Source organism: Pontibacter cellulosilyticus (assembly GCF_014306105.1).
Classification (GTDB): Bacteria; Bacteroidota; Bacteroidia; order Cytophagales; family Hymenobacteraceae; genus Pontibacter; species Pontibacter cellulosilyticus.
In genome coordinates, this window is the sequence record NZ_JACRVF010000002.1 from 610411 (window position 1) to 623953 (window position 13543).

A 13543-nucleotide genomic window follows, 5' to 3' on the forward strand; every position below is an offset into this window, starting at 1 on the left:
ATGAAGTTGCCTAGCACTAACGTGACAATTGCTTTTAGTATAACGGCGAATATTCTGAAACAGTATCGTGTAAAGCATGCGGCACGGGTGCTTTGTCTTGCTTTTACCTTTCTTTTGTGTGGTGCAGCCGTTTCGGACGGTGAGCAGAAGTATATTCGTCGTGCTGATGTAGCCTTTGACCTGGAAAACTATAAACTGGCTCTAGAACTATATCAGAAAGCACTGGAGGTAAATCCAAAAAGCCTGAAAGCGAATTACAAAGCTGGCTATTGCTACATGGAGCTGCATGAGCCAAAGAAAGCCAAAGTATACTTTAAGAGAGCATTTGATATTACCCCCACTTTCTCTGATTACCTTATTACATTATACTTAGCGGAGGCGCACCATCAGGATTATGAGTTTGAAGAGGCCCGTAAGTATTATCAGCAGGAAATGGCCCGCACGCCCCGCACCGATAAGCCTTACATTCAGTTCCTGCAAAAACGGATAGATGAATGTGCTGCCGGAGCTATACTTGTAAACCGCCCTTCTGTGGCTGAGGTTGTTAACCTAGGGGCAAGTATAAATACTTCGTTCTCAGATTACATTCCGGTGTTTTTACCCGGCGATAGCACCATGCTTTTTACCACGCGTTACAGACACCCTGATAAAAATGGCCTCCTGACGGATGATGAAAAACTGAAGTATGCCCGCCATGGAGCTAAAGGATGGGAGGAGACTGCCACTGAGTTCGGACATTTTGAAAGCAAGGCTGGGCACGGGCTGGTAAACATAGGTCCGCGCGGCAAAAGGCTATATACTTTCCATAACTCCAAAGGCTTGCATGTATCTGAACTAGTGCAAAACACATGGACTGAACCGCAGCAGTTAGGATATCCCTTCAACGAAGGCCAGTTGAATGTGTCTATTTTCATCACACCAGACGGTAAGTATGCTTTCTTCTCAAGTAACCGTGCCGGTGGCATTGGAGGTTTGGACTTGTATGTAACAGCGAGGCAGCAGGACGGCGCCTGGGGGCCAGCCCTTAATTTAGGCCCCAACGTAAACACAGCCTTCGACGACGATGCACCATTTGTAGACCCAGTTACACATACTTTATACTTTAGCTCCTTAGGACATAACAACATGGGGGGCTTTGATATCTTTAGCAGTAAACTTGAAAATGGTGGGTGGGGAGCCGCACAAAATCTGGGATACCCTATCAATTCTACCCATGATGATTTATACTTTGTACTGAACCGTAACAGAACCAGTGCATTTTTTGCATCTAACAGAGCTGGCGGGTTTGGAGGGAAGGATATCTACCAGGTTTTATTTCCCTCGCACTAGTGTGTTATAGTTTGGCAGTCAAAGGGTTTGCGAATTCATGCAATAAGCTGCTCTTTCAATAGTGATAATACCCATTATCTAATTCTGTTAGGTACAGGGGCCTTTTTAATTACTTTGATCAATGCCCAGGAAGGCACTGCGATCATCCGACAAGTGAAGCTTTTAATTTTTTAATCAAATTGTGGTTCAATAATTAATGTTGTGCCATGAAATTAGATATCTTGTATATAATATATTTTATATATTTGCACAATTATCAATTTATTATTGGTAACATTATATAAGATTTAGTTATGCTAAACTGACGTAACTATCGCACCGTTTAAAGACCGCATTAAATGAACTAAAGGTGCGTATAACATATACTAAATTTAATATTGACCGTATAGAAGCAAGTAAATGCGCATTATTAAGTAGAAGTATACAGTAAAACAGCTTTTTAAAGTAGAAGCCTAATAATATAAACAAACAAAATATAACAAACCCTTTACTATATGAGCCAATTAGCCAAAATGTTGTCACGGTTCACGATGTTGCTGGTCATTATGCTTATGCTGGTAACTTCGGTGTCGGCACAGAGTACCAGAAAACAGATGCGTACCGCCAATAAGTTTTTTGACAAAGAAAACTACCGTGCAGCCATTCCATTTTACGAGCAAGTACTGGCTAGCGACCCTAACAACGCAAAAGCCCTATACCGGGCAGGTATCAGCTATCTGACTTTCGATAAAGAGAAAGCCGCTGATTACCTGTATCGCGTTCAAAAACTTAAGCCAAATGTAGATCGTGATCTGGAGTATTGGTTAGGTCGTGTAGATCACATCAATTATCGCTTCGATAGTGCCATTGATCACTACCAGAAATATCAGAAAGAGATTCCTCGCAGAAATGAAGAGCGTCGCGAAGAGGTAGCTATGCTGATTCAGCATTCTAAAAATGCGAAAAAAGAAGTAGCAAACCCTAAAGATGTGTTCGTAAATAACCTGGGTGGCACTATAAATACAGCTTATTCAGAGCACAGCCCTGTAATCTCATCAGACTTTAACTACCTGTTATTTACTTCAAGAGGCGAGCAGGCAACAGGTGGCAAAGCTGCCCGCGACGGTGAATACTACGAGGATATCTTTGAAACAAGAAGAACAGGCGAAGATAATTGGGAGCCAACTCGCAAAGTGTCTGGTGCCCTAAATGGTCCTGGCCACGAAGCTTCTATCCAGTTATTTGATAATGACACAAAGATGCTGCTATACTCATCTGTGAACAACGGTGATATCATGGTGTCTGAGCGTCAGGCCGACGGCTCGTGGGGTGCTCCTAAGAGCATCAGCGACAGAGTAAATACTAAAGACTTTGAATCTGACGCATACATTTCACAAGACGGAAACACACTGTTCTTCTCTACCAGCCATTATTCTGAAAACGGCGACCTTGACCTGTATGTAGTACAGCGCAACAAGAACGGCAGCTGGGGTACACCAAAAAGCCTGGGTACAACCATAAACTCACCTTTCGATGACGATAGCCCATATCTTGCAAAAGATGGTACTTTGTACTTTGCCTCCAGAGGTCACAACACGATGGGTGGATATGACATCTTCTCTGCTAAGTTTGACTCTGTTGCCAGACGCTGGAGCCGTCCTGTAAACTTGGGTTCGCCTATTAACACGCCGGATGATGATACGTATTACCGCCTTGCGCCAGATGGCAGCTATGCTTACCTTTCTTCTTACCGCATAGGTGGCTACGGCGAAAAAGATATTTATACTATTAACTATATCCGCAGCTCGCAGGTAAAAGGCCAGGTGTTCTCTAAAGTAGACAGCACCATGATACCTGGTGTAGAACTGATCTTCAATTCCAGCCAGGCTGATAAGCGCCCTATCTCGTACCGCGACGTTACAAGACCAGATTCTGCTACATATGCCGTGCAGGTGCTATCTGGACGTGACTACCAAGTACAGGTTTCTAAAGATGGTAAGTTAATCACAACAGAACAGCTGGAAGTTCCAATGTCGCTGAACGATACAACTACTTTGGTACGTAACTTCTATATCGATTATGTAGATACAACCGGAGTTACACCAGGTGTTGTAGCAGGCAAGTTTGCGATGCAGAATATCTACTTCGATACCGACAAGTATAACCTGAGACCAGAGTCTATAACGGAACTGGACAACATTGTGCGTATCATGAAGCAGAACCCGAATATCAACGTAAGTATAGAAGGCCACACCGACTCACGTGCCAGCGAACAGTATAACATGACGTTGGGTGATAACCGTGCCGGTGCCGCTTACGACTACCTGGTGAAGCAGGGTATCTCTCCAAGACGCCTTGTAACTGTAAGCTACGGCGAGCGCAGACCTGCCGTGCCAAATACATCTGCCGACAACATGCAGCTGAACAGAAGAACCATGTTTAAGGTGATTCCTCGTGAAGGAGACGACCAGCAGCAGAACCAGCAGATTAACAACCAGATGAATAAAAAGTAAAAAGAACAGCCTGAAAAGGCGCACTTATACTTTACAGGAGCAGGCCAAACCAAGTGTTTGGCCTGCTTTTTTTATATTTCGGAACATAATCTGCGGTTTATAGTTTTAGGAACAGTATTTTTGCCTTATTATACTTTACATTGAATCATGGCGGTAGTACCCTACAAAGACCAGAACGACGACAAGAAATCGCAGGTAGCTACAATGTTCAACAACATTGCCGGCAAGTATGATTTCCTGAACCATTTCCTGAGTGCTGGCATCGATATCATCTGGAGAAAAAAGGCTGTTAGCCTGCTTGCTCCCGAAAAACCAAAGTATGTTTTAGATATTGCCACCGGCACCGCTGACTTCGCTATCGAAACGCTGCGCCTAAACCCAGATAAAATTGTGGGTGTAGACATCTCGGAGGGTATGTTAGCCGTAGGACGTGAGAAGCTGGCAAAGAAAGGCCTTACAAATAAAATTGAGCTGAAGTACGGCGACTCAGAAAACCTGCCATTCGAAGACAATACTTTTGATGCAATTACCGTAGCTTTTGGCGTACGTAATTTCGAGAACCTGAAGAAAGGCCTGTCTGAAATGAATCGTGTGCTGAAACCGGGCGGAACAGCCGTGGTGTTGGAGTTTTCTAAGCCGCGCAGCTTCCCGATGAAGCAACTTTACCAATTTTATTTTAAGAATATACTACCGGTGGTAGGTAAGATCGTTTCAAAAGACAACGCTGCGTATACTTACCTGCCCGAGTCGGTACAGGCTTTCCCGGACGGTAAGGACTTTATCAGCATTTTTGAAGAAGTTGGATTTAAAAACACCAAATGGCATTCACTCACATTCGGCATAAGCTCGATTTACACTGGCAAAAAATAACCTTTCTGGCAATTGTGCTTGCTTTGCTACTTGGCAGCCAGGCAGCCCAAGCCCAGAACAAAATAAAGCAGCAGAACAAGCCTGGCTACGACGATAAGATCGTGCACTACGGTTTTTACCTGGCTGCACCGCTTACTACCTACAAAATACAGCATTCACAGGAGTACGCCGATCAGCTTGCCAACGACCCTGGTGGAGCGGGAAGTATGGCCGTTAACGCCAAAGTGTCTCCGGGCTTTTACACAGGCTTGGTGCTGGATGTAAAGTTAGCAGAGTATTTAAGTGCACGCTTTGTGCCTGGAGTTGGCTTTTACGGCCGCTCTATAGAGTATGCCAATGCACCCCAGGAGACAGGTGAGCGCAAAGACGTGGTAAAGACAATAAGCTCTACCATGATCGAAATGCCCCTGCTGCTAAAGTATAAAGCCAAACGCCGCACTAACTTCAGGATGTATTTAGTAGGCGGTATCAAACCAGGTCTAGATCTTGGCAACAACCGCAGTGGCGATGATACAGAGAACGAGCTCTTGGTAGATAACTTTGATGTAGCAGTAGAGTATGGCTTTGGACTAGACATCTTCTACCCATACTTTAAGTTTGCCCCGGAAATACGTTTCTCGCATGGCCTGCTAAACCAGCACGTGCCTAATGAGAGCTTATATAATAACAGCATTCAGAGGCTTACAAATCACAACGTTTCATTTATACTTTTCTTTGAGTAAAAGATGAATAAAACTGCACTTGTTACCGGCGCAACTTCCGGCATTGGTCGTGCCACAGCCATAGAGCTAGCTAAAAAAGGATATCAGATAATTGCTACCGGCCGCCGTGAAGATAGGCTGGAAGAACTAAAAGACCTGATTACCGAGGTGCCGGTTTATACCATGGCTTTTGATGTGCGCGACAAAGTTGCCATAGAGGAGGCTTTTGACTCATTGCCTGAAGCGTGGCAGCAAATAGAAGTGTTAGTTAACAATGCCGGAAACGCACATGGCTTATCTCCTATTCAAACCGGCGACGTGGACGACTGGGATGCCATGATTGATATTAACGTGAAGGGGCTATTGTATGTGAGTCGTGCAACGCTGCCTTATATGCTCAAGCATAAAAAAGGCCATATCATTAACATAGGCTCTATTGCTGGCAAAGAAGTATACGCCAATGGCAATGTGTACTGTGCCTCTAAGTTTGCGGTAGATGCCCTCTCTAAAGCTATGCGACTGGACCTGGTGCAGGAAGGCATAAAAGTATCGGAAGTTAACCCGGGGCTGGTAGAGACAGAATTCTCTGAAGTACGCTTTAAAGGCGACAAAGACAGAGCGGCTACTGTTTACCAAGGTTACCAGGCCTTGCAGGCTGAAGACATTGCTGAGTTAATCAGCTTTATAGTAACACGTCCTGCCCATGTAAATCTAGCTGAGGTGCTCATACTTCCAACTGCACAGGCATCGGCTACTACGGTGGTGAAAGAGTAAGTATAATGTATTTTGAAAAAGCCCCGGCTTTTGAAAGTAAAGAGCAGGAGCCGGGGCTTTTTGTGATAAGACTATTTTATTCAGCCATTATTGGTTTTATCTCTAATAATCTATACTACTGCCGCCTTTGCTTGCTGTTCAAAACATACGTCTAAGGCGGCTAGATAAAACGTTAAACAGGTTCATCCGTCTCATCTTAGCTTTCCGAATCTATAGCTAAAGGCTAGGCTAAACTGGCGAATTACTGTAAACGACTCACGTAACTGGTAAAATGATGGATTTATAGTTTCGTGTAAGTTACGTCTCTCTTTAATGAAAGGGCTTCTCACATTAAAGGCGATACTTGCTTTCTCGTTTTTCAAGAACTGCTTGTTGATAGAAAGCGAACTCCAGGAGTAACCACTTGAGCTACCCTGAAGTATGATGTTAGGAGAGTTGTAGCTCAGGTTACCGCTTATACGCCAGCCTTTGCCGAAACGCACATTTGCTGCTCCCCGGAGGTTATAGGTAAAACCCTCATTTGTCTGTGGCTCTCCTTCCAGCGTGCTAGTATAAGAAACATAATTTGCTCCTGCATTCAGGTTAAGTGATAACCTTTTAAACAATGTGGTATTGCCATTAAGCGTTAGGCCATAGTTCCTGTTCTGTCCTATATTACCAAATGTATTACGTGCTACCGAGTCCTTGCCAAGTATGGTCAACTGTTCGATGGAGTTGTTGGTAAAAGTATGAGTGGCATTAAGGTTAAATGAGGTAGCCTTATAATAGGTGCTGTACTCTGCCTGAAACGCATGGCTGGTGGCCGGATCTAGATCAGGGTTGCCAAAACTAATGTTTAAAGGATCAGTTTGATCTACATAAGGGTCTAATGAGTATAAGCCTGGTCTATCAATACGCTGACTGTAGGAGAGGTTAATTCTGCTATTTTCCTTTAGCGCGCGTGAGAGCGTCACGTTAGGGAATAAACTGAGGTAGCTCTTAGAAACGCTTGTGCCGGACGATCTGAAATTAGCATCTAATTTAGTACGCTCTATACGGCCCCCTGTTATAAGTCCCCATTTGCCCGTAGTTAGGTTAAATGAGATGTAAGCAGCATGAACATCTTGGTTGTAGCTAAAGCTATTGCTCATACTTGGGTCTGGCAGAAAATAACCGGTCTCTTCGTCACGGGTTTTGAAAAAGTAGTTACTGGTGCTTTTCTCAAACATTGATCTTGCTCCAACTTCAAGACTTTGTTTTCCTATAGGATGTACATAATCTACCTGTATTATACGCTCTTTAGTGTTGTTTTCATTAGTGGCTACACTTACCCGTCCAGTATAGTTTACTATTGGCTTAATTGTAAGATCACTGTTGTTGCTACTGTTGCTAGTGGTTGAGTTAAATGAAAAGGACAACAACTGCTGGTCGCTCTTCTTGAAACTGTGCTCATAGTCTAAAGAGACGTCTTGGCCAGTTGATTCGCTTTTGCCATAATTTAGGTTTTGGAAAGATTGAGTTAATGCGCCTATAGCGTTCGTTTGCTTAGCCAACTGAGTAAAGTTGCTCGTGTTATTGCTGCTGTATTGGCTATAGTTGGCGGTAATGATATCTTGGGGGCTAAGCTGATAGCTTATCTCACTGCCCAAATTCTGAGAACTGCTTTTACTAGTTCTTATACTTGTTTGCTTTAGCTTGCTATTATTAATGAAGTCATTTCGGTAAAAACTGCTGCTATTGGGAGGGCTTTCAGAGTGCCTGTAGTTATAACGACCTGAAAAAGAGAACTTGCCTGCGGTTGCTGAAAGGAAGGAACCTGCAGTATAGCCTTCTGGGCTGTCTCCAGTTAAGTTGATGGAGCCATTATAACCGCTGATGCTTTTCTTATGGGTAACGATATTGATGATCCCACCAATGCCAGATGCTTCGTATCTGGCAGAAGGATTTGTAATAACCTCTACTTTTTTTATAGAATTGGCTGGGAGGGTTTTAAAGATCTCGCTTGGGTTGCCGGCAAATAGTGCAGACCTTTTACCATTTACTAGTATCTGATAGCTATTACTGCCTTTTAGCTGGAGGTTATCTTCCGCATCTATGGTTAGGTAGGGCACTTTACGTAGCATATCCAGTGTACTAAGGCTATTTGCCTCAGGGTCTGCATCCACGTTGTAAATAGTTCTGTCAAAGCTTTGCTCAATGAGTGGCCTTAGCGTTGTTATCTGTACTTCATCGAGTTCTGTAGCCGTGGGAGTAAGAATTATAGTTCCAAGATCAACAGTAGGGGAAGTTGAAGAAGGGAGCGTTAAGGTTTTAGTTTTGTAGCCTAAGTAGCTGATTGTAAGTTGGTATTGTAAGTTAGGTAACTCAGATAACGTGAAAGTGCCGTCGTCATAGGATAGAGTGGTTCTTACAACTTGCGACCGCTCAACAATAATTACTGTTACGTAACTAAGCGTCTTTTGTGAGACAGAGTCTACTATAGTACCTTTTATTGATAAAAATGCTTTAGAAGTCTGTGCATAAGCAGTATGAAAACTAAGGTACAAAGTTAAAAATAATAGTAATTTATGGCATCTCTTAAAGCTTAATGTGAACAGGTACATAGGAAAACTTCAAGGTTATAAAGCTTTTTCTTACATATCTTATGCAGTTAAGAACTGAAATTTTTTATCGCGATTGCAGGTTTACCTGCAATCGCGATAAACATGTTATCTACATACATTTGAAGGGGCAACAGGGGCAATATCACCTAGATTGAAAAATCGTCCTAAAATAGTAAAACTAACATTTTTGAAAGTAACATCAACTATGCTTCGCATGCCATCAGGACAGTCTCCTGCTTCAAAGTCAGTATAAAGTATTTGACAGCCTCTTGTTCTGCCGTTACGAACATCAAAAGTAAGAGTAGATGATTGATTTGGTAATGTTCGGGTAAGTCCTGGTACAGGTTCACAATCTTGTTTCTGTTGTCCACGATTAATACAGTATGTTTCAACTACAGCAGTATAATTTACTATAATATCAACTTCATTAATGTTACCAAGACCAGCGAAATCAACACAGAGTTGTAAGTCTGTACCTAAATCTGTTGCAGTTGGATATTGTTTCACTACAAGGTTCTGTGCCGTAGCCGTACCTAAATTTAACAGCGCGATCAGCGCAATGGCGAAACTTAAAACTTTTGCTTTCATTAGAATAATAGTTAATAGTTTAAAATTTAGTTTTCCTGAATAAGTTGTTCTTGCTAATAAATTGGCAATAAGATGCCTGCCAATAGTGTACCTATCGGAAAGTATGGGTGCATCAACAGCTAATGATTGTGCTGAAGGGTTATTAAATGCTGCTGTGAATTGTAATGTTTTTGCGATGTATAACCTGCCTTAGCAGTGATGGATTTTATTGATTAATTCTCCTGTAGTGGTAATAATTAACATGTTGTATCTTGAATGTTAATATAAAAATATAAGGCTACACCTTAACTGTTGCTCGTGAGCTCGATAAAGCAACATGTAAAAATCAGGTGCTGTGGGAAGTGTGGTGAGAAGTTTAACCTAATATTAGTAAGTTTTTGATTCTCTACCTATTTCAATCTTTTAGCAAAAACAACTTACTTAGAATTACGAGATATTATTGCATTAATATGCTAAAAAATTACAATATAAGTAGCTGATGGAATTTAAGGTGTAAGTGTTCTGTATTGGTGGGTGTATAAATATGTATATTATTTATATAATTTATATAGTTTTATTAATGCTGTTAGAGTGTTATAACATTGGTATAGTATAAATAAAGCGCGTTCAAAATCTTTATTGCGCTAGTATATATACTTACTATAGTAGTTAGTGACAATGTTTGTTAATGACAGTGATAAAGCACATAAGTTGCTGTTTTATATTACCTAATATCCAATAACTACAAAAAGAATTTATTAGAGTAGGCTTTATAAAGTATGAATGGATTTTTTAGTCTAAATAATACCTGAGTAGCCACCCCTCTGCATCAAACTTATTAGCGGGTATATTATCATCTACTTTAACAGAAGTATGCTTCGCTACATTATAAGTGTTGCTGTAGGTAGAGTCGGTAATGTATACTTTGTTGCCTACCTTACTTTGGCCGGCTTCAACAAAGTAAGTGTCGGAACCGGCTCCGCCCCAAATGTTAATCCTTATTTTAGGTTTTGCAGTACCTTTTATTTCAAAATTATCGTCACCGTTAAGGCCATATAAGTTTACTGTACTGGTAGTTTTTGCATTAACAGTACGGCTGTAGAGGAGTTGCTTTGTGATTCCTTCTTTATCTGTTTTAAACATTTCTATCTTAACTTCATCCTCTGAGATAACATGCACTACAAATTGCTCATGCTTGTCAGAGCCTACCAAGGTTACATCTTCGGCAAGTATGGTAAAATAGCGCCGGGAAATTTCCTGTAGTTGATTTCTTCTACTTTTCAGCTTCTCCAGGGTTTCGGGGCCAGTAAGTTTGTACACGGTGTCTGGCATTGCACGAAGGGCTTCCTCCAGCACCTGGTTGGTTAGGGCGGTTTGTACGCTGTCGGTTATTTCCTGCCAGTCCTGCCACTCCAGTTCTGCCAGTATCAGCTCATCTAGATTGCGGGCGCTCAGGTTCAGTTTCTCTACCTGCCTCAGGTTTTTCCGGAAGGTTTGGAAGTGAGGTTTAAAACCAAATCGCTTAAAGAACCAGGGAATAATGCCGTCTTCAAACTTGTAGTAGATGTTGTCTCGGTCTCGGGGAATGGCGCGATACGTATAAGCGTTGTTATGATGTTCAGTTTCAGCCCATCGCCAGTTGTCTTCGTGGCGGCTCCAATCGCCTACTACCATATCAAGCAGGCGTGCCCGCAGGTAAAAACGTGCATCAAAATGTGAATCATTGTCTGTAAGGCGCTCTGTAATTGCAGAACGTGTGCTTTTAACCTTAGGCGCATTGCCTAAAAGTGGGTTATCTGATTGATCTCCGTCCGGCCTGCGTTCCAGTAAAGCTAAAGTACCGCCTATGCTGTCGCGGTAAGCTCCTAGGCGTGGGTCGTGGGGCACGTATACCAACTCTGGCTTCACGTGGTAAATATTAATTGCCTCAGCCATTCTCGGTATAGTTAAAGCACCATAAGGATTGGTAGCAGAGGTGGCATCGCGAACAATGTATGCGAAATAACTACGCTGCAGGCGCTCCGGGAAAATGCTGGCTGGTTCTTTATCCAGAGAACGTATAACGTACTCTACTCCATTCGTATTTAGCATGCGCATGTTAATGGTTTGCCTGCTGCCACCCATCTGCAGTGGCTTTAAACCTCCTTTGGCTGTGGCAATATCAAGTACTTTAGCTTCTACAGGAGCTTTCCAGATATCACGGTAATGGTCGCCGTAGAGCACTGTATGAAGCCAGCCCCTGTCGTAATGGGTGCCGGCTGCCAGCGTAATGGTGCTATCAGAAAAATCCGGAACACTGCCTGCAATACCATCCGGCGGAGAGACTTGTTTTACGGTATGGATAAACCTATTGCTGCAACTGCTTAGTATAAGTAGGAGCAGCAGCACAGATAAATTATATAGGTATGTTTTGTGCATAGTTGTTATTGTACAAGCCAGGCATTGCTTGGAAGTACTTGTTTAGGTGCTAACAATAAAGTACAGAGTGGCTCTAAAAGCCTTCTCTATCAAAGGCGTGTAACCGAACGTCATTTTTGCGTTTATCTTTGGTAGTAGGTCCTGCCTCTAATTCGGTGCCGCGTTTGGTGTCGTATACCCAGGTTTTCTTTCCGCCCCGTTTTACTTCAGACTCATCTTTTATCTCATCTTCACCGCGCCCACCATAGATTTCTATTTTGATGCCTTCGTTCACTTTGCCGCTTATTTTAAACTCATCATCCTCGGCAAGGCCATGTAGAGTAATCAAATCTGTTTCTGAACGGTAAAATGTACGCCTGTAGATCACATTATCGTCAGACTTGCGTTTAACTATCACCTCAGTCTTTTCATCGTCCAGGCGGTTCACTTCAAACTCATCCTCCAGGTCAGTACCAACCACTAAAACCTCTTTAGCCAGGATCTCATAAGCCTTATCTGCGGCTTCGTGTAGTTTGTTGCGTCGGTTTATCAGCTTGCGCTGTGTGCTTTCTCCTACAAGGCTGTACACTGAGTCAGGGAAGTTCTGTACCCCGCGGGCAATTACATCATCAGTTATACTTGTTTGCAGCTCTTTAGCCAGCGAATCGAACTGCGCGCGCGTTACCTGCGATAGCGCCCTTTCATCTAAAAATTTAGAGTTGATCATCAGCGCATAGATGTCGTTATATTCATCGTCAAAAGATTCAAACTTACGGATGGCCCAGTTCCTGCTGAAGATCCAGGGGATGGTTCCGTCCTGGAATCTATAAAACACATTGTCGCGATCTTTGGGTATTGGGCGGTAAATGTGGTTTTTCTTATTTTCATACTCTGCCCATTCCCATTGTCCTTCATGCCGATCCCAATCATGGATCAGAATATCAAATAGGCGAGCTTTTGCAAATGCCAGTTGGTCTATAAAGTGATTGTCTTCTTCGTAACGCTTGTTAAGTACTTCGCTGGAGTTTACGATATCAATAGCATCACCTAGTTCAGGAGTTAGCGCACGTTTGTCGTTATACTTCTCTTCAATAGTAAAAAGCTTGTCGCTAAACTTATCTTCATACTCCCCAAAAGAGCTGTCGTTGGGGCGCACATATACCAACTCTGGAGATGAATGCGGTATTCCTGCTGCCTTGGCCATTGGCGGTAAAGCTAAGGCGCCGTAGGGGTTTATGGCTGAGATCTGGTCGCGGAGGATGTTTAGTACAAAGGTATTGCGCCATACTTTGGGCAACACCAACTCCGGGTCTTTGTCAACAGAGCGGAGGGCATAGGTAAAACCGTTTTTATCCTTCAGAGTAAGGCTGGTGGTCTGGTAACCCCCGCCAAGCTTTTCGATCTCAAGGCCACCTTTGGTGGTATCCATATCAAATACAGGCACTTTTGCAGGAGCGGCCCAAACCGGACGATAATGCTTACCCCAGAAAATGCGATGTAAAAAGCCTCTTTTGTAATGCCTTCCTGCCTGTACTACCACCGAGTCCACGGACTGAGGATTTTGTTCAAGCTTCTGGCGTACTTCTGGATTAACAAGGGGCGTTTTGGCGTAGAAGTTCTTTCGCACGCATCCTGTAAACAGTAATGCCAGCGCTATAAGTATAAGGTGCCCAAGGCGTATATTCATAAAGCGTTATATGTCCTTTTTATCATCCTATCTAACGTAAATTGGCTATAATGTTTTCAGTGAACAGCTATAAGCAATAAGGGAAGGGCAAGGGCAGCCATGTAGAAGTTAGCACCTGCACCTGATTGCATGTGCAACCAGTAT

At 42.9% G+C, this 13543-nt stretch carries 9 protein-coding genes; 5 read left to right on the forward strand and 4 right to left on the reverse strand.

Annotation, left to right across the window (positions count from 1 at the left end):
* From H8S84_RS10390 to H8S84_RS10410, 5 genes are all read left to right on the forward strand, one after another.
* Positions 1-1329 carry a tetratricopeptide repeat protein gene (locus tag H8S84_RS10390; protein ID WP_187067248.1) on the forward strand — a complete coding sequence of 443 codons (1329 nt, stop codon included), beginning with the start codon at positions 1-3 and terminating at the stop codon, positions 1327-1329.
* A 494-nt stretch (positions 1330-1823) separates the two neighbouring features.
* Positions 1824-3821, forward strand: a complete 1998-nt coding sequence (locus H8S84_RS10395; protein ID WP_187067249.1) for an OmpA family protein — start codon at positions 1824-1826, stop codon at positions 3819-3821.
* 147 nt (positions 3822-3968) lie between these two features.
* Positions 3969-4691, forward strand: a complete 723-nt coding sequence (gene ubiE, locus H8S84_RS10400; RefSeq protein WP_187067250.1) for a bifunctional demethylmenaquinone methyltransferase/2-methoxy-6-polyprenyl-1,4-benzoquinol methylase UbiE — start codon at positions 3969-3971, stop codon at positions 4689-4691.
* Positions 4640-5413 carry a type IX secretion/gliding motility protein PorT/SprT gene (gene porT, locus H8S84_RS10405; RefSeq protein ID WP_187067251.1) on the forward strand — a complete coding sequence of 258 codons (774 nt, stop codon included), beginning with the start codon at positions 4640-4642 and terminating at the stop codon, positions 5411-5413. Before ubiE ends, porT begins: the two co-directional genes overlap by 52 nt.
* 3 nt (positions 5414-5416) lie before the next feature.
* Positions 5417-6166: an SDR family NAD(P)-dependent oxidoreductase gene (locus H8S84_RS10410; protein ID WP_187067252.1), complete on the forward strand. Its 750-nt coding sequence runs from the start codon at positions 5417-5419 to the stop codon at positions 6164-6166.
* Positions 6167-6357: 191 nt separating this feature from the next.
* Here the strand turns inward: H8S84_RS10410 and H8S84_RS10415 are convergent, their stop codons facing one another.
* From H8S84_RS10415 to H8S84_RS10430, 4 genes are all read right to left on the reverse strand, one after another.
* Positions 6358-8691 (reverse strand): TonB-dependent receptor domain-containing protein, encoded by a 2334-nt coding sequence (locus H8S84_RS10415; protein ID WP_187067253.1) that lies wholly within the window; start codon positions 8689-8691, stop codon positions 6358-6360.
* 162 nt (positions 8692-8853) lie between these two features.
* Positions 8854-9336, reverse strand: a complete 483-nt coding sequence (locus tag H8S84_RS10420) for a hypothetical protein (protein ID WP_187067254.1) — start codon at positions 9334-9336, stop codon at positions 8854-8856.
* A gap of 771 nt (positions 9337-10107) precedes the next feature.
* The gene (locus tag H8S84_RS10425; protein WP_187067255.1) at positions 10108-11733 is read right to left on the reverse strand and encodes a hypothetical protein; all 1626 of its coding nucleotides are present in this window, start codon (positions 11731-11733) and stop codon (positions 10108-10110) included.
* Between the two features lie 73 nt (positions 11734-11806).
* On the reverse strand, positions 11807-13399 hold the full coding sequence (locus H8S84_RS10430) for a hypothetical protein (RefSeq protein WP_187067256.1): 1593 nt from the start codon (positions 13397-13399) through the stop codon (positions 11807-11809).
* Between the last annotated feature and the right edge of the window lie 144 nt (positions 13400-13543).